This is a genomic window from Rhodanobacter sp. DHG33 (assembly GCF_014843005.1).
Classification (GTDB): domain Bacteria; phylum Pseudomonadota; class Gammaproteobacteria; order Xanthomonadales; family Rhodanobacteraceae; genus Rhodanobacter_A.
The window spans coordinates 45,788-71,068 of record NZ_JACYXM010000009.1 but is presented as its reverse complement, the minus strand read 5'-3'; the positions used below and the strand labels follow the sequence as shown (position 1 = coordinate 71,068).

General features: G+C 65.9%; 18 protein-coding genes. 14 read left to right on the top strand and 4 right to left on the bottom strand.

Features of this window, described 5'->3' with window-relative positions; genetic code table 11:
• Window positions 1-175 precede the first annotated feature (175 nt).
• The 5 genes from carA to IHE46_RS15640 all read left to right on the top strand — a co-directional run bounded on the left by carA (window position 176) and on the right by IHE46_RS15640 (window position 6,814).
• Window positions 176-1,303, top strand: a complete 1,128-nt coding sequence (gene carA / locus IHE46_RS15660; RefSeq protein ID WP_192165659.1) for a glutamine-hydrolyzing carbamoyl-phosphate synthase small subunit — start codon at window positions 176-178, stop codon at window positions 1,301-1,303.
• Between the two features lies 1 nt (window position 1,304).
• The gene (gene carB / locus IHE46_RS15655; protein WP_192165657.1) at window positions 1,305-4,532 is read left to right on the top strand and encodes a carbamoyl-phosphate synthase large subunit; all 3,228 of its coding nucleotides are present in this window, start codon (window positions 1,305-1,307) and stop codon (window positions 4,530-4,532) included.
• Window positions 4,529-5,008, top strand: coding sequence for a transcription elongation factor GreA (greA, locus tag IHE46_RS15650; RefSeq protein ID WP_192165655.1), 480 nt, complete (start codon window positions 4,529-4,531; stop codon window positions 5,006-5,008). Before carB ends, greA begins: the two co-directional genes overlap by 4 nt.
• A gap of 163 nt (window positions 5,009-5,171) precedes the next feature.
• Window positions 5,172-6,284, top strand: coding sequence for a glycosyltransferase (locus IHE46_RS15645; RefSeq protein WP_255430907.1), 1,113 nt, complete (start codon window positions 5,172-5,174; stop codon window positions 6,282-6,284).
• Between the two features lie 53 nt (window positions 6,285-6,337).
• Window positions 6,338-6,814, top strand: coding sequence for a hypothetical protein (locus tag IHE46_RS15640; RefSeq protein ID WP_192165651.1), 477 nt, complete (start codon window positions 6,338-6,340; stop codon window positions 6,812-6,814).
• 85 nt (window positions 6,815-6,899) lie between these two features.
• Here IHE46_RS15640 and ykgO read toward each other — a convergent pair whose 3' ends face one another.
• The 4 genes from ykgO to IHE46_RS15620 all read right to left on the bottom strand — a co-directional run bounded on the left by ykgO (window position 6,900) and on the right by IHE46_RS15620 (window position 10,634).
• A complete protein-coding gene (gene ykgO, locus IHE46_RS15635) occupies window positions 6,900-7,025 on the bottom strand; it encodes a type B 50S ribosomal protein L36 (RefSeq protein ID WP_007080705.1) in 126 nt (41 codons plus the stop codon).
• A gap of 62 nt (window positions 7,026-7,087) precedes the next feature.
• The gene (locus tag IHE46_RS15630; RefSeq protein ID WP_192165649.1) at window positions 7,088-8,002 is read right to left on the bottom strand and encodes a LysR substrate-binding domain-containing protein; all 915 of its coding nucleotides are present in this window, start codon (window positions 8,000-8,002) and stop codon (window positions 7,088-7,090) included.
• 284 nt (window positions 8,003-8,286) lie between these two features.
• Window positions 8,287-10,305: an NADPH-dependent 2,4-dienoyl-CoA reductase gene (locus tag IHE46_RS15625; protein WP_192165648.1), complete on the bottom strand. Its 2,019-nt coding sequence runs from the start codon at window positions 10,303-10,305 to the stop codon at window positions 8,287-8,289.
• 71 nt (window positions 10,306-10,376) lie between these two features.
• Window positions 10,377-10,634 (bottom strand): acyl-CoA-binding protein, encoded by a 258-nt coding sequence (locus IHE46_RS15620; protein ID WP_192165646.1) that lies wholly within the window; start codon window positions 10,632-10,634, stop codon window positions 10,377-10,379.
• 101 nt (window positions 10,635-10,735) lie between these two features.
• Between IHE46_RS15620 and cmk the strand changes: the two genes are divergently transcribed.
• The 9 genes from cmk to IHE46_RS15575 all read left to right on the top strand — a co-directional run bounded on the left by cmk (window position 10,736) and on the right by IHE46_RS15575 (window position 25,272).
• Window positions 10,736-11,416 (top strand): (d)CMP kinase, encoded by a 681-nt coding sequence (gene cmk / locus IHE46_RS15615; protein ID WP_192165767.1) that lies wholly within the window; start codon window positions 10,736-10,738, stop codon window positions 11,414-11,416.
• 158 nt (window positions 11,417-11,574) lie between these two features.
• A complete protein-coding gene (gene rpsA / locus IHE46_RS15610; protein WP_192165644.1) occupies window positions 11,575-13,248 on the top strand; it encodes a 30S ribosomal protein S1 in 1,674 nt (557 codons plus the stop codon).
• 80 nt (window positions 13,249-13,328) lie between these two features.
• Window positions 13,329-13,631, top strand: coding sequence for an integration host factor subunit beta (locus IHE46_RS15605; protein ID WP_192165642.1), 303 nt, complete (start codon window positions 13,329-13,331; stop codon window positions 13,629-13,631).
• 204 nt (window positions 13,632-13,835) lie between these two features.
• Window positions 13,836-14,081, top strand: a complete 246-nt coding sequence (locus IHE46_RS15600) for a lipopolysaccharide assembly protein LapA domain-containing protein (protein WP_192165640.1) — start codon at window positions 13,836-13,838, stop codon at window positions 14,079-14,081.
• Entirely contained in the window at window positions 14,078-15,250 is a 1,173-nt protein-coding gene (gene lapB, locus IHE46_RS15595; RefSeq protein ID WP_192165639.1) for a lipopolysaccharide assembly protein LapB, read from the top strand. Before IHE46_RS15600 ends, lapB begins: the two co-directional genes overlap by 4 nt.
• Before the next feature lie 5 nt (window positions 15,251-15,255).
• Window positions 15,256-16,278 carry a glycosyltransferase family 4 protein gene (locus tag IHE46_RS15590; protein ID WP_192165637.1) on the top strand — a complete coding sequence of 341 codons (1,023 nt, stop codon included), beginning with the start codon at window positions 15,256-15,258 and terminating at the stop codon, window positions 16,276-16,278.
• Complete coding sequence (locus tag IHE46_RS15585) at window positions 16,265-18,163, top strand: nucleoside-diphosphate sugar epimerase/dehydratase (protein WP_192165635.1); 1,899 nt, start codon at window positions 16,265-16,267, stop codon at window positions 18,161-18,163. Before IHE46_RS15590 ends, IHE46_RS15585 begins: the two co-directional genes overlap by 14 nt.
• Window positions 18,164-19,039 (top strand): UTP--glucose-1-phosphate uridylyltransferase GalU, encoded by an 876-nt coding sequence (gene galU / locus IHE46_RS15580; protein ID WP_192165633.1) that lies wholly within the window; start codon window positions 18,164-18,166, stop codon window positions 19,037-19,039.
• A 194-nt stretch (window positions 19,040-19,233) separates the two neighbouring features.
• Window positions 19,234-25,272, top strand: coding sequence for an MG2 domain-containing protein (locus IHE46_RS15575; RefSeq protein WP_192165631.1), 6,039 nt, complete (start codon window positions 19,234-19,236; stop codon window positions 25,270-25,272).
• Window positions 25,273-25,281 lie beyond the last annotated feature (9 nt).

Sequence of the window (25,281 nt, the reverse complement as noted above, 5' to 3'; positions counted from 1 at the left end):
GCGCCACGAGGCGATACGGATGCTGACGAAATCCGCGCCTCATGCCAGATTCGAAGTGGACAGACAGCGCCCCTGCGCCTATCATTGCCACCCGCCCGAACGTCCTCCCTTACAAGGTTCTCAAGCCTGCTTTTCGCGGCTTGCGGACTTTGCTGCACCTGAAAGGCGGTTCCCCATGTCCATTCCCGCTCTGCTTGCCCTCGAAGACGGCAGCGTGTTCCACGGCCACGCCGTGGGCGCTACCGGCGAAACCGTCGGCGAAGTGGTCTTCAACACGGCCATGACGGGGTACCAGGAGATCCTCACCGATCCCTCGTACTCGCGTCAGATCGTCACCCTTACGTACCCGCACATCGGCAACACCGGCATCAATGCCGAGGATGCCGAGTCCACCGCCGTGCATGCCGCCGGCCTGATCGTGCGCGACGTGCCGCGCCGCGCGAGCAACTGGCGCAGCAGCGAAAGCCTGCCGGATTACCTGAAGCGCCACGGCATCGTGGCCATCGCCGGCATCGACACGCGCCGGTTGACCCGCATCCTGCGCGACAAGGGCGCGCTCAACGGCTGCATCGTGGCCGGCGAAGCCATCGACGCCGAAGCTGCGCTGGCGAAGGCGCGTGCCTTCCCCGGCCTCAACGGCATGGACCTGGCCAAGGTGGTCAGCGTCACGCAGCCGTATCCGTGGAACGAGGGCGTCTACGACCTCGACCATACCCGCTTCAGCCAGCCGTCCAAGCGCTTCAAGGTCGTGGCCTACGACTTCGGCGTGAAGCAGAACATCCTGCGCCTGCTGGCCGAGCAGGGCTGCGACATCACCGTGGTGCCTGCGCAGACGCCGGCGGCCGATGTGCTGGCGATGAAACCGGATGGTGTGTTCCTCTCCAACGGCCCCGGCGATCCGGCGGCCTGCGATTACGCCATCGTCGCGACGCGCGCCTTCCTCGACGCCAGGATCCCGCTGTTCGGCATCTGCCTGGGCCACCAGATCATGGGCCTGGCGCTGGGCGCGAAGACGCTGAAGATGAAGTTCGGCCACCACGGTGCGAACCATCCGGTGAAGGACATGGACGACGGCCGCGTGCTGATCACCTCGCAGAACCACGGCTTCGCCGTCGACCCGGCCACGCTGCCGGCGAACGTGCGCGTCACCCATTCCTCGCTGTTCGACGGTTCGCTGCAGGGCTTCGCGCTCACCGACCGCCCGGCCTTCTGTTTCCAGGGTCACCCGGAGGCGAGCCCCGGGCCGCACGACATCGGTTATCTCTTCGAACGTTTCGCCAAGCTGATGCAGGAGGCCCGCTGAGATGGCCAAGCGTACCGACATCAAGAGCATCCTCATCATCGGCGCCGGTCCGATCGTCATCGGCCAGGCCTGCGAGTTCGACTACTCCGGCGCACAGGCCTGCAAGGCGCTGAAGGAAGAGGGCTACCGCGTCATCCTGGTGAACTCCAACCCCGCCACGATCATGACCGACCCGGAGACGGCCGACGCCGTCTACATCGAGCCGATCAACTGGCAGACGGTGGAACGCATCATCGCCAAGGAGCGTCCGGACGCCGTGCTGCCCACCATGGGCGGCCAGACCGGCCTCAACTGCGCGCTCGACCTCGCCGACAACGGCGTGCTCGAGAAGTACAACGTCGAGCTGATCGGCGCCTCGCGCGAAGCCATCCGCATGGCCGAAGACCGCGAGCTGTTCCGCGTGGCCATGGCCGACATCGGCCTGGAGTGCCCGAAGGCCGAAGTGGTCCGCACCTTCGAGCAGGCGCTGTTGGCGCAGGCGAAGGTGGGCTTCCCGACCATCATCCGCCCGAGCTTCACCCTCGGCGGATCGGGTGGCGGCATCGCGTACAACAAGGAAGAGTTCGAAGAGATCGTCAAGCGCGGCCTCGAGCTTTCGCCGGTGGGCGAAGTGCTGGTCGAGGAATCCGTGCTCGGCTGGAAGGAATTCGAGATGGAAGTGGTCCGCGACAAGGCGGACAACTGCATCATCGTGTGCTCGATCGAAAACCTCGACCCGATGGGCGTGCACACCGGCGACTCGATCACCGTCGCGCCGGCGCAGACGCTCACCGACAAGGAATACCAGCGCCTGCGCAACGCCTCCATCGCCGTGCTGCGCAAGATCGGCGTGGATACCGGCGGCTCCAACGTGCAGTTCGGCATCAATGCCGAGAACGGCCGCGTGGTGGTCATCGAGATGAACCCGCGCGTGTCGCGCTCGTCCGCGCTCGCCTCCAAGGCCACCGGTTTCCCGATCGCCAAGATCGCGGCGAAGCTGGCCGTGGGCTACACGCTGGACGAACTCAAGAACGACATCACCGGCGGCCTGACGCCGGCGTCGTTCGAGCCGACCATCGACTACGTGGTCACCAAGATTCCGCGTTTTGCGTTCGAGAAGTTCCCGTCCGCCGATGCTCGCCTCACCACGCAGATGAAGTCGGTGGGCGAGGTGATGGCGATGGGTCGCACCTTCCACGAGTCGCTGCAGAAGGCGCTGCGCGGCCTGGAAATCGGCAAGACCGGCCTCAACCCCACGGGGCTGGACATCAGCACCGACGAAGGCCTGGCCACGCTCAAGCGCGAGTTGCGCGAACCGCGCCCCGATCGCGTGTTCCATCTCGCCGATGCCTTCCGCGCGGGCCTGACGCTGGACGAGGTGTATGGCCTCAGTCGCGTCGACCCCTGGTTCCTCGCCGCGTTCGAGGACATCGTGCTGACCGAGAACGAGGTGCGTGCGCAGGGCATCAGCGCGCTCGACGCGCCGCGCATGCGCGAACTCAAGCGCATGGGCTTCTCCGACGCGCGCGTCGCCGAGCTCACCGGTTCGGACGAAGGTGCCGTCCGCCACCTGCGCCGCACGCTAGGCGTGCGGCCGGTGTACAAGCGCGTGGACTCCTGCGCCGCCGAGTTCGCCACCACCACGGCCTACATGTACTCGACCTACGAGGAAGAGTGCGAAGCCAACCCGAGCAGCCGCGAGAAGATCATCGTGCTGGGCGGTGGCCCGAACCGCATCGGCCAGGGCATCGAGTTCGACTACTGCTGCGTGCACGCGGCGCTCGCCCTGCGCGAGGATGGTTTCGAAACCATCATGGTCAACTGCAACCCGGAAACCGTGTCGACCGACTACGACACTTCCGACCGCCTCTACTTCGAACCGCTGACGCTTGAGGACGTGCTGGAGATCGTCGATCTGGAGAAGCCCAAGGGCGTGATCGTGCAATACGGTGGCCAGACGCCGCTGAAGCTTGCGCGTGCGCTCGAAGCGGCAGGCGTGCCGGTGATCGGCACCTCGCCGGATTCCATCGATCTGGCCGAAGACCGCGAGCGTTTCCAGCAGATGATCGTCAAGCTCGGCCTGATCCAGCCGCCGAACCGCACGGCACGCAACGCGGACGAGGCGCTGGCGCTGGCCCGCGAGATCGGTTACCCGCTGGTCGTGCGCCCGAGTTACGTGCTCGGCGGCCGCGCGATGGAAGTGGTTTACGACGATGCCGACTTGTCGCGCTACATCCGCGAGGCCGTGCAGGTCTCGAACGATTCGCCGGTGTTGCTGGATCGCTTCCTCGACCACGCGGTCGAGGTGGACGTGGACATCATCGCGGACGCCGAAGGCAACGTGCTGATCGGCGGCATCATGGAACACATCGAGGAGGCAGGCGTCCATTCGGGCGATTCGTCCTGTTCGCTGCCGCCGTACTCGCTGACCGCCGAGGTACAGGACGAGATGCGCCGCCAGGTCATCGCCATGGCGAAGGAACTCAAGGTCATCGGCCTGATGAACACGCAGTTCGCCATCCAGGGCGACACCGTGTTCATCCTCGAAGTGAATCCGCGTGCCTCGCGCACCGTGCCGTTCGTGTCCAAGGCCACCGGTGTACCGCTGGCCAAGATCGCGGCGCGCGCGATGGCCGGCCGTTCGCTCAAGCAGCAGGGCGCTACCAAGGAAGTGATCCCCTCGTACTACTCGGTGAAGGAAGCGATCTTCCCGTTCCTCAAGTTCCAGAACGTGGATCCCATCCTCGGCCCCGAGATGCGTTCCACTGGCGAGGTGATGGGCGTGGGCCGCAGCTTCGGCGCGGCTTTTGCCCGCGGCCACGACGCCGCCGGCATCAAGACGCCGCCGAAAGGCAAGGTGTTCGTGTCGGTGCGCGACGCCGACAAGGATCGCCTGCTGCCGGTGGCGCGCGAAGCGCTAGCGAAGGGCTTCAGCCTGGTCGCCACCGAGGGCACCGCAAAATACCTGGCCGAGCACGGCGTGGCCTGCGAGCGCATCAACAAGGTAGCCGAAGGTCGCCCGCACATCGTCGACCTCATCAAGAACGGCGAGATCGTCTATATCGTCAACACCACCGAGGGCAAGCAGGCCATCGCCGACTCGTTCTCGATCCGGCGCGAGGCCCTGCAGCAGCGCGTCACGTACTCCACCACCGTCGCAGGCGCACGTGCGCTGGTCCACTCGCTGGACTTCCACAACAGTGCGGACGTGCACAGCCTGCAGGAACTCCACAAGGAATTGAGCGCATGAGCAATCGCGCCCCCATCACCAAGGCAGGTTCGGAACGCCTGCGCAACGAGCTGGACAAGCTGAAGTCGGAAGACCGCCCGCGCATCATCGCGGCCATCGCCGAGGCGCGCGCGCACGGCGATCTGAAAGAGAACGCCGAATACCATGCCGCGCGCGAGCTGCAGAGCTTCATCGAAGGCCGCATCGGCCAGCTTGAAGCGCTGCTTTCCACCGCCGAGGTGATCGACGTCTCGCGCCTCAACCCGGGCAGCAAGGTGGTGTTCGGCGCCATCGTGGACCTGGCGGACGAGGACAGCGGTGCCGAGGTGACCTACCAGATCGTGGGCGACCTCGAAGCCGACATCAAGCAGGGCCTGATCGCGGTGTCCTCGCCGATCGCGCGCGCGCTGATCGGCAAGAGCGAAGGCGACAGCCTGGAGTTCACCGCGCCTAACGGCGTCAAGCATTACGAAATCACGGGTGTGCGTTATTCCTGAATGCTAGGCTGAAGGTACGTGCGGAACGACCGGCCACCGACGTGGCCGGTCTGGCAAGCCAACCGGGGGCATGGACGTTCCCGCCGACGGTCACCTGACAACGGTCCGCCCCATGCCGCAGCAGAAAATCCTGTTTCTCAGCGTCTCCGCCGGAGCAGGCCACATGCGGGCCGCCGAAGCGTTGCGCCTGACCGCCGAAGCGGCGTTGCCGGATGTCGAGACCCGGCACCTGGATGCGATGGACTATGTGCCGTCCGCATTCCGCAAGCTGTACACCGATTTCTACATCACGCTGATAAGCAGCTACCCGACCCTTTGGGGAATGCTGTACCAGCGCAGTTCGGAGGCCGATCCGAACGGCCCGATGCAGAAGCTGCGGCGCGCCATCGAGCGGCTGGGCACGGGCGACCTGCGCAAGGCGATCAACGCGTTCGCGCCGGACGCCATCGTCTGCACCCACTTCCTGCCTGCCGAAATGCTGATGCACGAAATCCGGCGCGAGCGCTTCGCCGTGCCGGTCTGGGTCCAGGTCACCGATTTCGATCTGCATGGCATGTGGGTGATCCCATGCATGACGGGCTTCTTCGCCGCCAGCGACGAAATCGCCTTCCGCATGCAGGCCAACCACATCGAGACGGGGCGCATCCACGCCACCGGCATTCCGGTGATGCCGGCGTTCACCCAGCCGCAGGACCGCCAGGCCTGTGCCGCGCATTTCGGCTTCGATCCGGCCAAGCAGACCATCATGCTGATGGGCGGTGGCGCCGGCGTCGGCAAGCTCGACGAAGTGGCTGCCACGCTGATGCGGCTCGAATACGATTTCCAGCTCGTCGTGCTTGCCGGGCGCAACGAAGCCGCTTTGGCCAAGCTGAAGGTTCACGCCGCGGAGTATCCGGGGCGCTTATTCCCGTTCGGCTTCACCAATGAAGTGCCGCAGCTGATGGCCTGTTCCGACCTGGTGATTACCAAGCCCGGCGGACTGACCACATCCGAATGCCTGGCGATGGGGGTGCCGATGGTGGTTTACGCGCCGGTTCCCGGCCAGGAAGAGCGCAATGCGGACTACGTGCTGGAGCAGGGCGCGGCATTGAAGGCGATCGATCTGGTCTCGCTCGAATACCGGATACGCCAATTGCTGGCCGAGCCCCAGCGATTGGCGCGCATGCGCGAACACGCGCGCCGCCTGGGCCAGCCGCAGGCCGCGCAGCGCGTACTGGAGATCGTGCAGGCCCAACTTGCGGGCAAGTCGTCAACAGCCGTACCGGTGGATCATTGAACGTGCGCAAGCTGGATCGACACCCCTCGCAGGCAGGGGAGGGTTCCGTCTCCATGCGCCCGTTGGTGCTGGTGCTGACCCTCGCCTGGACCCTCCTGCTGGCTTTCTTTTTCGCGAATGTGGAGATCCAGATCGAAGGTGCCGCCGGTTGGGCGGCTAACCTGCCGACCTGGCGCATCGAACATCACTGGCTGCTGGACATTTTCTGGGGCGGCCGGCCGATGACCGGTTATCACGCGTGGCTGTTTCCCTGCATGGGGCTGTTCTTCCACTTCCCGTTGATCTTCACCGGCCGCTGGAACTGGCGTGCCGAGGCGCGCGTGTTCGCCTGCATCATGCTGTTCTGGATCAGCGAGGATTTCCTGTGGTTCGTGTTGAACCCGGCCTATGGCGTGGCGCATTTCGCCCCGCGCTACATCCCATGGCACATTCACTGGTGGGGGCCGGCGCCCAGCGACTACTGGGTTTCGCTCTCCGTATCCGCGGTGCTGTTCTGGCTGTCGTGTCGACGCGAGACAGCGAAGATCTGAAGAGAGGGGCGGTCTTTAGCCAGAAGCCCGGACACAAAAAAGGCCGCATCGATGCGGCCTTTCTTATGGACACGTCATGCTGGACTCAGCGCTGACGAGCCTTGAAACGCGGGTTGCTCTTGCAGATCACGAACACCTTGCCGCGACGACGCACGATCTTGCAGTCGCGGTGCCGCGCCTTGGCGGACTTCAACGAGTTAAGCACCTTCACGGCGAGCTCCTGATACCAAACGGAAAAAATCAGCGGGCAAGTATAACCTGCTGAATCGCCAGTCACAAGTTGCCGGAATCGCGGGCGAATTCATCCACTGTCGAGAGGAATTGCGCCAGCACAGGCGAGGCGTCGTCGGCGCGGCTGGCCACGGCCAGCAGGAGCTGGGCGGCGGGGTCGGCCAGTGGCACGTAGCTGACACCGGCCAGATGCACCGCGCGCATCGTCGCAGGCACCAGGGCCACGCCCAGGCCGGCCGCCACCAGGGCCAGCAGGCCGCTGATCTGCCGGGCCTGTTGCACGGTGCGGGGATGGAAGCCGGCGGCACTGGCCAGCGTGGTGAGCTTTTCGTGGAGGGTGGCGGCCACTTCGCGCGGCTGCGTGACGAAGGCCTCGTCGGCCACCTCGCTCATGTGCAGCTCGTCGCGCTTGGCCAGGGGGTGGCTGGAGGGCAGGGCGAGCATCAGCGGCTCGCGGTCGAGCAACCGCAGCCGCAATTTGCGGGTGTCTTGCAAGTGGCGCGGCTCGGTGCGCACGAAGCCGACGTCGATCTCGTTGGCGAGCAGGGCGGCGAATTGCGGGGCGTTGTTCATCTCGCGCAGCTGAACGTCGACGCCCGGCGCGATCTGGCGATGGCGCAGCAGGGTATGGGGCAGCGCGGGATGGAACGACACCGACAGGGTGTAGGCCAGCCGCAGCTGGCCGTTGTGGCCGGCTGCGACGGCTGCGGTGCGGCTGCGCGCCAGTTCGGCCTGGGTGAGGATCAGGCGCGCTTGCTCGAGGAAGACCTTGCCGGGCTCGGTCAGGGCGACCTTGCGCTTGGTGCGTTCCAGCAAGGTGACGCCCAGGTCCCGCTCCAACGCCTGGATCTGCTGCGAGAGCGGCGGCTGGGAGATATGCAGGCGAATCGCCGCGCGCGTGAAGCTCAGCTCCTCGGCGACCGTGATGAAGTAGCGCAGCTGGCGGAAGTCAAACATATAGGGATCACATATAAATATCGATCCAAATATATATTGGATACTTGAATGTGTCGCTCATAAAATGCCCCTCGTCCCACCATCCTCCCCCCTCCCCCGATGGTGGAGACCCACGCCTCGCGGCGACGCTAGCACGATCGGCCACTCCCCCCTCCCTGGCCCTATCGATGCGTCGCATTGCGAGGCGTTTTTTTGGGCTGTATTCGTGCGTTCGTCCGTGAACGCGAAGATCACACGGGCAGCCATCCTTGGCTGCACTTTTCAATTTCATGGACGAGTCAAGGTCAGAGCTGGCTGGCCAGCCGTGTACCCTGATCGATGGCCCGTTTCGCGTCGAGTTCGGCGGCCACGTCCGCACCGCCGATCAGATGCGTGGCGATGCCCAGCGCTGCCAGCGCATCGGCCAACTCGCGGTTGGGCTCCTGGCCGGCGCAGATCACCACGTTGTCGACCGGCAACACCTGCGGCTGGCCGTCGACGGTGATGTGCAGGCCTTCGCCGTCGAAACGTTCGTAGCCGACCTTGCCGAGCATGGTCACCTGCTTGGCCTTGAGCGTCGCGCGGTGCACCCAGCCCGTGGTCTTGTTGAGGCGGGCGCCGGGGCGGCCTTCGCTGCGCTGAAGCAGCCAGACTTGACGCAGCGGCGCCTCCGGTTGCGGTTGCAGCAACCCGCCGCGTTGCGACTGCTGCGTGTCCACGCCCCATTCGCGCGACCAGCGCGCTGTGTCCGTAGCAGGGGATGGGCGGTGCTCGACGAGGAACTCCGCCATGTCGAAGCCGATGCCGCCGGCGCCGATGATCGCCACGCGTTGCCCGACGGGCTGATCGCGCGCCAGCACGTCGAGGTAACCGAGTACGCGTGGATCGTCGCTGCCGGGGAACTGCACCTTGCGCGGCATCACGCCGGTGGCGATCACCACGTCGTCGTAGCCGGCGGCCTTGAGCGAAGCGGCATCGGCCGCATGGCCGAGCTTCAGTTCGACGCCCGTATCGGCGAGGCGATGGCGGAAGTAGCGGAGGGTTTCGTGGAACTCTTCCTTGCCGGGAATCCGTTTGGCGTAGTTGAACTGGCCGCCGATCTCCGCGGACTTGTCGATCAGGGTGACCGCATGGCCGCGCTCGGCCAGCATGCTGGCACAGGCCATGCCGGCCGGGCCGGCGCCGATCACGGCGATGCGCTTGCGTTGCACGGCCGGTTCGATCTTCAACTCGGTCTCGTGGCAGGCGCGCGGGTTGACCAGGCAGCTGGCGCGCTTGTTCTGGAACACGTGGTCGAGGCAGGCCTGGTTGCAGGCGATGCAGGTGTTGATGCGCTCGCTCTGGCCGCTCTTCGCCTTGTCCGCCCACGCGGGGTCGGCCAGCAGCGGGCGCGCCATCGAGACCATGTCCGCGTCGCCTTCGGCCAGCACGCGTTCCGCCACTTCGGGCATGTTGATGCGGTTGGTGGCGATCAGCGGGATGGAAACCTCGCCCTTGAGCTTCCGCGTCACCCAGGCGAAACCGGCGCGCGGCACGCTGGTGACGATGGTGGGCACGCGCGCTTCGTGCCAGCCGATGCCGGTGTTGATGATGCTGGCGCCGGCAGCCTCGATGGCCTTGGCCAGCGTGACGATCTCGTCCCAGCTCTGGCCGCCCTCCACCAGATCCAGCATCGACAGGCGGTAGATGATGATGAAGTCGCGCCCCACGGCCTCGCGCGTGCGGCGCACGATCTCCACCGGGAAGCGCATGCGCCGTGCGGCGTCGCCGCCCCAGGCGTCGTTGCGCTGGTTGGTGCGCGCGGCGATGAACTGGTTGATGAGGTAGCCCTCCGATCCCATCACCTCGACGCCGTCATAGCCCGCCTTGCGGGCCAGCTCGGCGCTGCGCACGAAGTCGCGGATGGTCCGCTCCACGCCGCGTGCGGAGAGCGCCTTCGGCGTGAAAGGGGTGATCGGCGATTTGACCCTCGACGGCGCCACCGACAGCGGGTGATAGCCGTAGCGCCCCGCGTGCAGAATCTGCATGCAGATGCGGCCGCCCTCGGCATGCACGGCATCGGTGAGCCTGCGATGGCGCGCCACATGCCAGGGCATCGATAGGCGTCCACCGAACGGTTTCAGCCAGCCGCGGATGCTGGGCGCGATGCCGCCGGTGACCATCAGGCCGACGCCGCCGCGGGCGCGTTCGGCGAAGTAGGCGGCCAGCTTGTCGAAATCGGCGGCCTTGTCTTCCAACCCGGTATGCATCGAGCCCATCAGGATGCGGTTGGGCAGGACGACGTGGCCCAGATCGAGCGGGGCGAACAGATGGGGGTAGTTCATGGCGCGACCGTGTTCAAACGATCGTATGAATGTGCCCGTTGCCGCGCGCGGACGCAAGCGCCCGTGGCGGGTCAGGCCTGCAACCGTTCGACCAGGGCGATGTAGCGGCGCATCGCCTCGTCTTGCGGGAGGCCGCGCAATTGCACCCAGGCCTCGTGCTTGGCGGTGCCGACGAAATCGAAAAAGCCAGGCAGGTTGCCGTGCGCATCGCCTTCAGAGCCCTGCTTGTAGAGCGCGTACAGCTTGAGCAGGGTGTCGTTGTCAGGGCGGTAGTCCAGCCGTTTCACGGCTTCGGCGGCCTGCTCGAATGCTTGGCGGAGTTCGTTCATGGCGAGTCGGCGGGGCGTGCGGGGCCCGGAATCCCGCCATGGTACGCGATGCCACCGGGGCCGGCGCGATACCATTCGGCTTTCCGTCTGCTGGAGCCGCCATGAGCCGAGCCACCGCTGTCCCCGTGCTGACCATCGATGGCCCCTCGGGCTCGGGCAAGGGCACGATCAGCCGGCGCGTGGCCGAGCATCTGGGCTGGCGGCTGCTGGATTCCGGGGCGCTGTACCGGGCGGTGGGCTATGCCGCCGGGGCGGCAGGGCTGGACCTGTCCGATGTCGAGGCAGTGACCCGCTGCGCGCAGTCCACCCGGATCCGCTTCCAGCCCAGCGAAGACGGCAGCGACACCCGGATCCTGGTGAACGGGCACGACGCCACCGACGAACTGCGCACCGAAACCGCCGGTGCGGCGGCCTCGGCGATCGCTTCGATCGCCCCCGTCCGGCAGGCGCTGGTGGAGCTGCAGCTGGGCTTCCGCAAGGCCCCTGGCCTGGTGGCCGACGGGCGCGACATGGGCACGGTGATCTTTCCCGATGCGCCGTTCAAGGTGTTCCTCACCGCTAGCGCCGCCGAGAGGGCGAAAAGACGCTATAAACAGTTGAAGGAAAAGGGACTCAGCGTTACACTTTCGAGTCTTCAGCGCGAGATTGAGGCGCGCGACCACCGCGATGCGTCGCGTTCGGTTGCGCCACTCAAGCCCGCGCCGGAGGCCGTGCTGGTGGACACCACCGGCATGGACATCGATCAGGTGGTCGAAAAAGTTCTCGCTGTCGTGCAGCCCTGACCGGGCTGCGCGACGGTTTTCGTTCCCCGGCCAGTGTGGTCGGGGCGCACCCATGGTGACGAGGCGCGCTCCGCAGAGGACGTTCCGAAGGCACCCCAACCGGTGGGCTGTTGCCGGTCCGAAACACCGCAACCGTCCTTTCCCATTCTGGAATCAACATGACCGAAAGTTTTGCCGAACTGTTTGAACAGAGCCAGCAGGCCATCGCCAAGCTGAAGCCCGGCGCCATCGTCACCGGCATCGTGGTGGAAATCCGCAACGACGTCGTCGTGATCAATGCGGGCCTGAAGAGCGAAGGCATCGTCCCGATCGAACAGTTCAAGGGCGAAGACGGCACCCTCGAAGTGAACGTTGGCGACGCCGTCAAGGTGGCGCTCGAAGCGCTCGAGGACGGCTTCGGCGAAACCAAGCTGTCGCGCGAGAAGGCCAAGCGCTCGATGGTGTGGGACGACCTCGAAGAGGCGTTCGACAAGGAAGAGACCATCAAGGGCATGATCTCCGGCAAGGTCAAGGGCGGCTTCACCGTCGACATCAAGGACGTCCGCGCGTTCCTGCCGGGCTCGCTGGTCGATGTGCGCCCGGTGCGCGAGCCGACCTACCTCGAGGGCAAGGAACTCGAGTTCAAGATCATCAAGCTCGACCGCAAGCGCAACAACGTGGTGGTCAGCCGCCGCGCCGTCGTCGAGACCGAGTTCTCCGCCGAGCGCGAGCAGCTGCTCGAGCGCCTGGTCGAAAACGCGATCATCAAGGGCGTGGTCAAGAACCTCACCGATTACGGCGCGTTCGTTGACCTGGGCGGCATCGACGGTCTGCTGCACATCACCGACATGGCGTGGAAGCGCGTGCGTCACCCGAGCGAAGTCGTCAACGTCGGCGACGAGCTGGAAGTGCGCGTGCTGAAGTTCGACAAGGAGCGCAACCGCGTCTCGCTGGGCCTGAAGCAGCTGGGCGACGATCCGTGGGTGAACATCTCGCGTCGTTACCCGGTGGGTTCGCGCCTGTTCGGCAAGGTCTCCAACGTCACCGACTACGGCTGCTTCGTCGAGATCGAGCCGGGCGTCGAAGGCCTGGTCCACGTGTCCGAGATGGACTGGACCAACAAGAACGTCAACCCGGCCAAGGTGGTGCAGGTCGGCGACGAGACCGAAGTGATGGTGCTGGACGTGGATGAAGAGCGTCGCCGCATCTCGCTGGGCATCAAGCAGACCCGCTCGAACCCGTGGGAAGCCTTCGCCGCCATGCACAAGAAGGGCGACAAGGTCTCCGGCCAGATCAAGTCGATCACCGACTTCGGCGTGTTCATCGGCCTGGACGGCGGCATCGACGGCCTGGTGCACCTGTCCGACATCTCCTGGCAGATGTCCGGCGAAGACCTCGTGCGCAACTTCAAGAAGGGCGACGAGATCGAGGCCGTGGTGCTGGCGGTGGATCCGGAGCGCGAGCGCATCTCCCTCGGCATCAAGCAGATGGAGCAGGATCCGTTCGGCCAGTTCATGGGCAACCACCCGCGCGGCACCATCGTCACCGGCACGGTGAAGGAAGTGGACGCCAAGGGTGCGGTGATCGACCTGGGCGAGGGTGTGGAGGGTTACCTCCGTGCCAACGACATCGCCAAGGAGCGCATCGACGACGCCACGCAGCACCTGAAGGTGGGCGACAAGGTCGAAGCCAAGTTCACCGGCATGGACCGCAAGGGTCGCCAGCTGTCGCTGTCGATCCGCGCCAAGGACGAGGAAGACGTGCAGGAAGCGCTGGCCGAGTATTCTTCGGCCGCCGGCGGCACCACCAAGCTTGGTGCGCTGCTCAAGGAACAGCTGAACAAGGCTGACTAAGCGTTGCAGGAACGGTCCGGGGCGGTCGCGAACCGCCCCGGACCGAGCAGCGCGGCAACACACTCGCGGACTAGGGGATCATGACCAAATCCGAATTGATCGAAGCGCTGGCCAGGCGCCAGACCCATCTTGCGTTCGCCGATGTCGAGTTGGCGGTCAAGAGCGTGGTCGAGCAGATGAGCCAGGCATTGTCCCAGGGCGAACGGATCGAGGTGCGCGGTTTCGGCAGCTTTGCGCTGCATTACCGTCCGCCACGCATGGGGCGCAACCCCAAGACCGGCGATTCCGTGGCGCTCCCTGGCAAGCATGTGCCGCACTTCAAGCCGGGCAAGGAACTGCGCGAACGCGTCAATCTTTCGCTGGAAGAAGCTGCAAGCGGTTGACCGTTGCCATCTCTGGCACGGTGCATTGGGAGGCAGGCGGCGCGAGCCGGTCCTGCCTTTTTCTTTATGTGGCCCCCTGATCGCGAATTCGTCAGACGGTCGCTCATCGAGACTTATCATTTTCCTGTTGCCGCGACTGAATCGCAGCAGCATGGGCGGGCCGCCTTGCTGTGCCGTATGCAGACGATCGGGTAAAGTCGTGCGATGCGACTGATCGTGATCTTCGTCCTCGTATTCTTCGCTGCCGCCGGCCTGGTGGTAGGCGCGCTCAATGCCGGGCTGGTCGACTACGACTTCGCCTTCGCGCAGGTGCAACTGCCCAAGGGGGCGGCACTGCTGGCCGCCTTGGTGCTGGGCTGGCTGCTCGGCGGCCTCACGGCGTGGTTGGGCGTGAGCCTGCGCCATCGTCGACGCAAAAAGGAAGCCGGCAAGAAGCAGGTGCATGCATGATGCCCTGGTACGCGCTGCTGCCGCTGGCGGCGCTCGCTTTCGCGCTGGGTTGGTGGGCATGCCGTTACGCGAGCGCACGGCGCTCCGGTGCGGCCGTCAATGAACTCTCGTCGGACTACTTCCGCGGTCTGAACTACCTGCTCAACGAAGAGCAGGACAAGGCCATCGAGGTGTTCCTGCGCCTGGCCGAGTACAACCGCGACACGGTGGAAACGCATCTCGCGCTGGGCAACCTGTTCCGCCGCCGCGGCGAAGTGGATCGCGCGATCCGCCTGCATCAGCATCTGGTATCGCGGCCCAATCTGTCCGAACCCACCAAGACCGTGGCTCTGCTGGAACTGGGCGAGGATTACATGCGTGCCGGCTTGCTGGATCGTGCCGAGGCGCTGTTCGCCGACCTGGTGGCGATGAACGCGCACGCCCCCTCGGCGTTGCGCCACCTGATCGCGATCTACCAGCACGAGCGCGACTGGAACAAGGCCATCGAGCACGCGCGCCGGCTGGAGACGATGACCGGCGAGGACGAATCGCCGATGATCGCCCAGTTCTACTGCGAACTGGCCGAGCGTTCGCGCCAGCACGGTGCGCGGGTCGAGGCGCGCGATTATCTGGAGCAGGCTTTCCGCTGCCAGTCCGACTGCGTACGCGCATGGATGCTGACCGGGCGGCTGCATGCCGAGGATGGGCATCACGCCGAGGCGGTGCAGGCCTACGAAGCGGCGATCGGGGCGGACATCGCTTTCGTGCCCGAGATCCTTCCCCCGCTGTTGAACAGCTATGCCTGTTCGCAGCAGATGGACCGGGCCGAGCGGTTCCTGCGCGGCCTGCTCGAGCGTTACCACGGCATCTCGCCGGTGCTGGCGTTGACCCGGCTGTACCAGCAGCGCGACGGCCAGCGCGAGGCGGTGGGGTTCCTTACCGGGCAACTGCGCCAGCGCCCTTCCGTGCGCGGTCTGATGGCGCTGATCGATGCCACGATGGATCGGATCGAAGGCGAGGCGCGTGAGAATTTCCTCATCCTGCGCGATCTCACCCGGAAATTGCTGGAAGGGCAGGCGATGTACCGCTGCAGCCGTTGCGGCTTCGGTGCCAAGGCGCACCACTGGCAGTGCCCCAGCTGCAAGAGCTGGAGCACGATCCGCCCCATCCACGGCGTGGCCAACGAGTAACGGCCGTGACCCTGGCCATAGGATGGTTGCTGTTCTCCTTCATCGTCGCGTGGCTGTCGGCGCGCGCGGCGATCGCGTATGCGCATCGCCGCGGCATGCTGGACCGTCCCGGCCAGCGGCGTTCCCACACCATCCCTACGCCGCGCGGCGGAGGCATCGGCATCGTTCTCGCCAGCCTGGTTTGCCTGGGCGGCGTGTGGCTCGGCGCGCCGAGCTCCTGGCCGCTGCCGGTCGAGGTGGGACTGCTGGTGGCGCTGTTGCTGGTGGCGCTGGTCGGCTGGTGGGACGACCACAGCTCACTGCCGATCCTGCCGCGTTTCGGAACGCAGCTGTTGGCCGTGCTGCTGTTTGGCGCGGCCCTGGGTACGTCAGGCATGGCGCGGTGGTGGTTGCCGCTCCTGCTGCTGGCCGGTGCATGGAGCATCAACCTGCACAATTTCATGGACGGCATCGACGGCCTGCTGGCGCAGCAGGCGATGTTCGTGGGCGTGGGGCTGGCATTGCTGGCCCGGGGCGCCGGGCAGGGGACGCTCGCGCTGGCTGCGGCCTGTCTGGCCACGGCCAGCCTTGGCTTCTGGTGCCTGAACCGTTCGCCGGCACGCATCTTCATGGGCGATGTCGGCAGTGGTAGCGTGGGGCTGCTGATCTTCGCGCTCACGGCGATGCTGTGGCAGGTCGACGCCGATTTGCTGTGGCCTGCATTGATCCTCTCCTCGGCTTTCGTCACGGATGCCAGCCTGACCTTGATGACGCGCTATTTGCGCGGACGTCGCTGGTACAGTGCGCACCGCGAACATCTGTACCAGTGGCTGATCAGGCGCGGTTCGACGCACGCAAGGGGAGGGGCGATCTACATGGCATGGAATCTGCTGTTTGCCGCGCCGCTGGCTTGGTTGGCTTGCAGTCATCCACGGCTGGGGCTGCCGATTACGATGGCTACGTATATGCTCGCAGCAGCGCTCTGGAGCGGGCTCAAGCGTAAATGCTTGCGACGCCATTCATTCAAGGATCGTCATGTCGCTGCGTAGACTCGTCGGCATCATCCATCCCCGCGTAGCCGTCATGCTGCATGACCTCGCCATGGCGGCGCTGGCCTGGTGGCTCGCCAAGCTGCTGCGCTATACGCTGCGGCCGCAGGACACCATACAGTTCCTCTGGTTCGAGTTTCCGGTGGTGCTGCTGGCGCAGGGGCTGATCTTCCGTTGGACGGGGCTGTACAAGGGCGTCTGGCGCTTCGCCAGCCTGCCGGACCTGTGGAACATATTGCGCGCCTCCGTCCTGGGCTCCGCGGCGATCTGGCTGCTGCTGTCGATGTTCAATCGACTGGACGGCGTGCCGCGCTCCATGCTGCTGCTGTATCCGATGGTCCTGACGATGGCGCTGGGCCTGCCGCGGCTGGCTTATCGCTACTGGAAAGACAGCCGCAGCGGCATGATGGGGCAGCAGAGTTCGGCACGAAGGGTGTTGATCCTCGGCGCGGACCGCGCCGGCGAGCTGCTGTCGCGCGACCTCCATTGCAGCGGCGGCTACCAGGTAGTGGGCTTCATCGACGACAGGGCTGCGCTGCGGGGCGCAAGCATCAACGGGTATCCGGTGCTGGGTCACTTCGCGCAGTTGCCCGAGATTGCCCGCGAAGCGGCCGTCGAGATGCTGCTGATTGCCTTGCCGGGGGCCACGATAAACGAGATGCGTCGCGTGGTGGCATTGTGCGATGCCACGGACCTGCCGTACCGCACGGTCCCCAAGCTGGACGACGTGGTCGCCGGTCGCGCGCAGCTCAGCGAGATCAAGGAAGTGGCCATCGAGGACCTGCTCGGCCGCGATGCCGTGGAACTGGACTGGACGGCGATCCGCGAGACGATCGGCGGCCGCCGCGTGCTGGTCACCGGTGGCGGCGGCTCGATCGGCTCGGAGTTGTGCCGCCAGGTGGCGCGGTTGGGGGCGCAGTCGCTGGTCGTGGTCGACCACAGCGAATACAACCTCTACCAGATCACCCGCGAGCTGCGTACCAGCTATCCGGAGCTGCTGCTCGAAGGCGTGCTGGCCAGCTGCTGCGACAGCGTGCTGATGCGCAAGGTGCTGGCCGAGGCGAGGCCCCAGGTGGTGTTCCACGCCGCCGCCTACAAGCATGTGCCGCTGTTGCAGCATCAGTTGCGTGCGGCCTTCCTCAACAACGTGCTGGGCACGCGCACGATGGCCGATCTGTCGCGCGAGGCGGGGGTGGAATGCTTCGTGCTGATCTCCACCGACAAGGCCGTCAACCCCACCAGCGTGATGGGCGCCTGCAAGCGCATCGCCGAGATCTGGTGCCAGAACCTCAATGCGCATGCCGATACGCGTTACATCACCGTGCGTTTCGGCAATGTGCTCGATTCCGCCGGTTCGGTGGTGCCGCTGTTCCGGCAGCAGATCCGCAACGGCGGTCCGGTCACCGTGACCCATCCGGAAGTTTCGCGCTATTTCATGACCATCCCCGAGGCTTGCCAGCTGATTCTGCAGGCGGCCAGCCTCGGCAAGGGCGGCGAGATCTTCGCGCTGGACATGGGCGAGCCGATGAAGATCCGCGACCTCGCGGAGCAGATGATCCGGCTTGCGGGCAAGAAGCCGGGCAGCGAGGTGCCCATCGTCTTCACCGGCCTGCGTTCGGGGGAGAAGTTGTTCGAGGAGCTGTTCCATCCCTTGGAGGAGTACAGCGCCACCACGCACGCCAAGATCTTCCTGGCCCAGCATCGCCAGGTTTCTTGGGAATTGCTGCAGGCTACGATGCACAAGGCGGCAGACATGGTCGCGACGGACAACGACGAAGAATTGCGGCGCTGCGTATCCAGCATGCTGCCCTCGTTCCGCTGGAGCGAAACGCCGCAGCCGGATAACGTGGTGTCGATCCGCCGCCACGAGACAGGAGAGAAGTGAGTGAGCAAGCCGTTGCGCAAGGTGGTTTTCCCCGTGGCCGGACTGGGCACGCGTTTCCTTCCCGCCACCAAGGTGGTGGCCAAGGAAATGCTTCCGGTGCTGGACCGGCCGTTGATCCAGTACGCCGTCGATGAAGCCGTGGATGCCGGCGCGGATACGCTGATCTTCGTCACCAACCGCTACAAGCACGCCATCGCCGATTACTTCGACAAGGCCTACGAGCTGGAGGCGAAGCTGCAGGAAAAGGGCAAGGACGCGCTGCTCGCTTTGGTACAAGGCACGCTGCCCAGACACGTGCGCGCGATCTTCGTCACCCAGCCCGAGGCCCTGGGCCTGGGTCATGCCGTGCTGTGCGCCAAGCCGGTGGTGGGCGACGAGCCGTTCGGCGTGGTGCTGCCCGACGACCTGATCTGGAACGGTCGCGGCAAGGGCGCGCTGCGCCAGATGGCCGAACTGGGCGAGCGCGAAGGCGCCGGCGTGATCGCGGTGGAGGAAGTGCCGCAGAACGAAACCGACAAGTACGGCATCGTCGACGCCACGCGCATCGACGAGCGCAGCGCGCAGATCCGCCACATGGTGGAGAAGCCCAAGCCGGCCGACGCACCGTCGAACCTCGCCGTGGTCGGCCGCTACGTGCTGCCGGGCCGTATCTTCCAGCTGCTGGAGCAGACCACGCCGGGCGCGGGCGGCGAGATCCAGCTGACCGACGCCATCGACGCTTTGCTCAAGGAACAGGGCAAGGTGCTCGCGTACCGCTTCGAAGGCACGCGTTTCGACTGCGGCAACAAGGCCGGCCTGGTGCGCGCCACCATGCACATGGCGCTGCAGGATCCGGCATTGGCGCCGGTGGTGCGCGAGATCGCTGCCACGCTTTGATTGCCATCGCGGACTGGCATGGCCTGGCCGTGCCAGAATCGCGGCCGTGTCCTGCCATGTTCGTGGTGCAGGATGCTCAAGGGGAAATCCACCGAACCAGGCCTCGCCCCGCTGCGGGGCCTGATCGTATGACGGAGGCCCCGACACCGGCCGCAACGGCCGGTGCCATTCGACGGATGAACTAGGGGAGCACCATGGATCTGCTGCGGTTCCTGTTCCTGTTGCCGGTACGCCTGTTGCACATCGTGGGACGCGCGCTGGGCCATGTCCTGCGGCCGCTATTCGGCGATGTGCAGTGGTCGGCACCGGGCTGGGTGCACGTCGTGCGGCGCAAGCCGCTGCGCTCGGCCGGTACCTTGCTGGCGGCGGTCGTGCTGGCCGGCGGGGGCTGGTATGGCTGGCGCTGGTACCAGAACCGCCCGCGTCCGCCGCAGCCGCAGCAGATCACCTGGACGGTGCAGGCGCCCGCGCTCACCGACTACAGCAAGCAGCCCATCGTGGTGCATCCGCTGGAACTGGACTTCTCGGGATCGGCCGCGCCGATCGAGCGTGTCGGCAAGCCGGTGACCGACGGCATCGCCATGAGCCCGGACACCAAGGGCGAGTGGACCTGGGTGGATGACCACACCCTGCGCTTCACGCCTGCCGCGGATTGGCCGGTGGGCCAGCATTACAAAGTGCGCTTCGACGTGCGCAAGGCCTTCGCGCCACAGGCGCTGCTGGCCGACGACGCGTTCGAATTCGATACCGCGCCATTCACTGCCACGCTGGGCAAGGGCGAGTTCTACCAGGACCCGCAGGATGCCACCGCCAAGCAGGTGATCGTGCCGGTGGATTTCAGCTACCCCATCGACGCCGCGCAGTTCGAACGGCGTATCGCGCTGGCCTTGGCCGACAAGGACGGCAAGCGTGGCGATGCATTGAAGTACACGGTCACCTACGACCAGACGCGTCTGCATGCGTGGATCCACTCGCAGCCCCTGGCACTGCCGCACGATGACGGTGCAGTGGCGGTCACGGTCGACAGCGGCGTGCGCAGCACGCGCGGAGGCGAGGGGACCAAGGATCCGCTCAATGCCAGCGTGCGCATTCCGGGCCTCTACAGTCTTACCGTTGACGACTTGTCGCCCACCCTGGTGGACAACGACAAGTACGAACCCGAACAGGTGATGGTGGCCAACTTCGGCGGCGCCGTGCGCAGCGGCGACGTGGCCGACGCGACCCAGGCCTGGGTGCTACCGGCAAACAAGCCGGACGTACCCGCCCGCGACGACGGCAAACCCTACGAGTGGGATGTTTCCGAGGTGGGCGAGGACGTGCTGCGCAAGTCGCAGCCGCTCAAGCTCGACGTGGTGCCCACCGAGAACGATTACCAGGAGCTGCAGAGCTTCAAGTACCACGCCGCGCCGGGGCAGCGCGTGTACGTGCGCATCGGCAAGGGCGTGAAGTCCTTCGGCGGCTATGTACTGGGCCAGCCGGTGGCGCGCGTGTTTACGGTGCCGGACTATCCCAAGCTGCTGCGTTTCATGGCGGACGGCTCGCTGCTGTCGCTGGGTGGCAGCAAACGCGTGTCGGTGGTGTCGCGCAACATGCCCGGCATGCGGGTGGAGATCGGCCGCGTGCTGCCCGACCAGCTGCAGCACCTGGTCAGCCTCAATTCCGGCGACTACAGTCACCCGCAGCTGCCCTATGACTTCGACGAGGGCCACATCGTCGAACGCTATGAGATCAAGCGGTCCTTCCCGCTAGGCGGCCCGGGGCAGGCGCACTACGAGGGCATCGACCTCGGCCAATACCTCAAGCCCGGGCGGCGCGGCGTTTTCTGGCTGCATCTCGCCGGTTACGACCCGGCCGCGGCCGCCAAACGCGCCGCCGCCGCTGCCAAGGCACGCGTGCTGGCCAGGCAGGGCATAGCGCCGGCGCCGGGCCAGTCGGTGGGGTCGCCCGCTGCGGCGGCCAGCTCGGCGGCACCGAGCGACGACGATGCAGGCAATAGCGATGGCAACGACAACGGCGACGGCAACGAAGGCGATGCCGCAACCGGCGACAACCGCCTGATCGTGGTCACCGACCTCGGCATGCTGGTGAAGCAGGCACTGGACGGTAGCCAGGACGTGTTCGTGCAGTCCATCCACGACGGCCAGCCGGTAGCCGGTGCCAGCGTGTCGGTGCTCGCGGTGAACGGGCAGACGCTTTACACGCAGGCTACCGGCACGGATGGCATGGTGCATTTCCCCAGCCTCAAGGGGCTGGACCGCGAGAAGAAGCCCGCGCTGTACGCGGTATCGAAGGGCGAGGATCTTTCCTTCCTGCCGATCGGCAGCTACGACCGCCAGCTCGATTTCTCGCGTTTCGACATCGGCGGCGAAACGAATGCGGCGAACCCGGGCCAGCTCAGCGGTTACCTGTTTTCCGACCGCGGCATCTACCGTCCCGGCGACACCTTCCACATCGGCCTGATCGTGCGTGCCGCGGACTGGGCGCGCAACGTGGCAGGCATTCCGCTGCAGGCCGAGATCGTCGACCCGCGCGGTGTCGCGGTGAAGCAGCAGCCGTTGTCCATGGACTCCAGCGGATTCGGCGAGCTGAGCTACACCCCGGCCGAAACTGCGCCTACCGGCACGTGGGCGGTGAACCTCTACATCGTGCGCGGCGGCAAGGCCGACACGCAGATCGGCAGCACCACGGTGCAGGTGAAGGAGTTCCTGCCCGACCGCATGAAGGTGAGCGCCAAGTTTTCGCAGCAGGTGGCCGAAGGCTGGGTGAAACCCGACCAGCTCAAGGGCCTGGTCGATGCGCAGAACCTGTTCGGCACACCCGCCGCGGATCGCCGCGTGGAAGCCTCGCTCACGCTGCGTCCGGCATGGCCTGCCTTCCACAGCTGGCCGGATTACCACTTCTACGACATCCGCCGCGCCAAGGAGGGCTACGAGGAAAACCTCGCCGACGACAAGACCGACGACAAGGGCCACGCCGAGTTCGACCTCGACCTCAAGAAGTACGCGGACGCCACCTACCAGCTCTACTTCCTCGCCAAGGCGCACGAACCGGATGGCGGCCGCAGCGTAGCCGCCGCGACGCAAACTTTGGTGTCCGCCAACGATTGGCTGGTGGGTTACAAGAGCGAGGACTCGCTCGATTACGTAAGCCGCAACGCGGAGCGCAAGGTGCGCCTGGTGGCGATCGGACCCGACGCGAAATCCATCGCGCTGGACGGCCTCAAGGCGCAACTGGTCGAACGCCGCTACGTCTCGGTGCTCACCAAGCAGGACTCCGGCGTCTACAAGTACGAGTCCAAGCTCAAGGAAATTCCGGTGGACGAGAAGCCGCTGGCGATTCCCGCGGGCGGCATGGATTACGCACTGGCTACCGACAAGCCTGGCGACTACGCGCTGGTGATCCTGCGCGGCAACGACCGCAAGGAAGTGAACCGTGTCAGCTACTCGGTGGCCGGCAATGCCAATCTGTCGCGTTCGCTGGACCGCAATGCCGAGTTGCAGCTGAGCCTGGACAAGGCCGACTACAAACCCGGTGACACCATCCATATCGCGGTGCACGCGCCGTACACCGGCAGCGGCCTCATCACCATCGAGCGCGACAAGGTGTATGCGCACGCGTGGTTCCATGCCACGACCACCAGTTCGGTGCAGAGCATCACGCTGCCCAAGGACTTCGAGGGCAACGGCTACGTCAACGTGCAGTTCGTGCGCGATCCGTCTTCCGACGAGATCTTCATGAGCCCGCTGTCCTATGGCGTGGTGCCGTTCTCGGTGAACCTCGACGCGCGGCGCGATGCGCTCACGGTGGACACGCCAGCGCTGGTGAAGCCGGGCGACGCCGTGACCTTCAAGCTGCACGCGGCGCAGCCGGCCAAGGTGGTGCTGTTCGCGGTGGACGAGGGCATCCTGCAGGTGGCGCGCTACAAGCTGGGCGATCCGCTGCAGTACTTCTTCCGCAAGAAGATGCTCGAAGTGCACACCTCGCAGATCCTCGACCTGATCCTGCCCGAGTTCGAGAAGCTGATGGCCTTGTCCGCCGCGCCCGGCGGCGATGCCGATGCGGCGATCAGCCGCCAGCTCAATCCGTTCAAGCGCAAGCGCGACAAGCCCGTGGCGTACTGGTCGGGCATCGTCGACGTCGATGGCGACAAGGATTTCACCTATACCGTGCCCGATTACTTCAACGGCCGCATGCGCGTGATGGCCGTGGCGGTGTCGCCGGATCGCATCGGTACGTGGGAAGGCGCGACCACGGTGCGCGGCGACTTCGTGCTCTCGCCCAACGTGCCTACCACGATGGCTCCGGGGGACGAAGCCGAGGTGAGCGTGGGTGTGGCCAACAACCTCACGGACATCGGCACGAAGGCGGTCCCGGTGACCGTGACGCTGCAGACCGGCCCGCAGCTGCAGGTGCTGGGCCCGGCCAAGCAGGACGTGAGCCTCGCCGCGATGCGCGAAGGCGTGCTGCGCTTCCGGGTCAAGGCCACCGACAAGCTGGGCTCCGGCCATCTCGATTTTTCCGCGGGCTACGGCGGCAAGTCGGCGCGGCAGGGCATCGACGTGTCGGTGCGTCCGGCATCGGCCTACCGCACCCAGGTCGACGTGGGCCGCGTGGAGTCGGGCAGCCAGGCCGACCTGAAGCCGCTGCGTCCGCTGTACGACGCCTACGCCTCGCGCGATGCGGCGATCTCCTCGCTGCCGGTGGTGCTAGCGCAAGGCATCACCAGCTACCTGGTGAACTACCAGAACTACTGCAGCGAGCAGATCGTGAGTTCGGCGATGCCGCGGCTGGTGGTGGCCAAGTGGCCGGTGGTGCCGGTGTTCGCGCACGCGCTGCAGCCGGCCTTCGGCGACAAGACCCTCAGCAACGACCAGGTGTTGGCGAACTTCCTCGACGTGCTGCATTCGCGGCAGAACGGTGCGGGTGGCTTCGGCCTGTGGTCGGCCACGCCGGATGCGGAACCGTTCGTCTCCGACTACGCGATGAATTTCCTGATCGAGGCCCGCGAACGCGGCATGGCGGTACCGCAGGACATGCTCGATGCCGGCAACCAGTACCTCAAGCAACTGGCCGTCAACGACAGCATGGACACGCTGGATCAGCTGCGCGAACGTGCTTACGCCGTCTATCTGCTGACCCGGCAGGGCAACGTCACCACCAACGAACTGGCCGCGGTGCAGAAGCGCCTGCAGGATCAGTATCCGAAGGATTGGACCAACGATCTGGCCGCCGCCTGGCTGGCCGCCTCGTACAAACTGCTCAAGCAGGATGCCGAGGCGAACCGGCTGATGGCCGGGCCGCTCAAGCTGCTCACCCGCGCCAAGGCCGCCGAGGACTTCGACTACGGCTACTACTACGACCCGCTGACCCGCGACGCCAGCGTGCTGTACCTGATCGCCAGGCACTTCCCGCAGGAAGCGAAGTCGCTGCCGCCGCGCGTGTTCGAGAATCTCTCGTGGCCGCTCGCGCACAACGACTACAACACCTTGTCGTCCGCCATGACCGTGCTGGCGCTGGACAGCTATGCCCATGACACCGCTGCCGGCCTCGACAAGCTGGGCATCGCCGAAGTGCTGGCCGACGGCAGCGCCAAGCCCATCGGCCAGCCGCAAGGCGGCATGCTGCTGGGTGGAAGCTGGGACGGCATGGCGAAAGCGCTGCGCTTCACCAACCAGGGCAGCCTGCCGGCATGGCGCATCGCCACGCAGGGCGGCTATGACCGCAGCAGTTCGAAGGAGGCGATCAAGAACGGCATCGAGATCGTGCGCGATTACACCGACACCAACGGCAAGGCGCTGGACAAGATCACGGTGGGCGAAGAGATCGACGTGCACATCAAGATCCGCGCCACCGGGGACGAGGGCGTGGGCAACGTGGCCATCGTCGACCTGCTGCCGGGCGGCTTCGACCCGGTGATCCAGCCGCCGCCCGCGGTCCAGGCGGACAACGGCGACGACAGCGGCGACGGCAGCGATACGCCCAAGCCTGCTGCGTGGCGTTCCCCCATCGGCCTCGACACGTCGACATGGCAGCCCGAGTACGCGGACATCCGCGAGGACCGTGTGGTGATCTATGGCACGGCCACGCCGGACGTGCGCGAGTTCGTCTACCGCATCAAGGCCACCAACGCCGGCAAGTTCCAGGTGGCGCCGGCCTATGCCGAGTCGATGTACGACCGCGCCATCCAGGCACAGGCACCCGGCGGCGCCGTGCTCGACGTGGTGCAACCGTGATCGAAATCG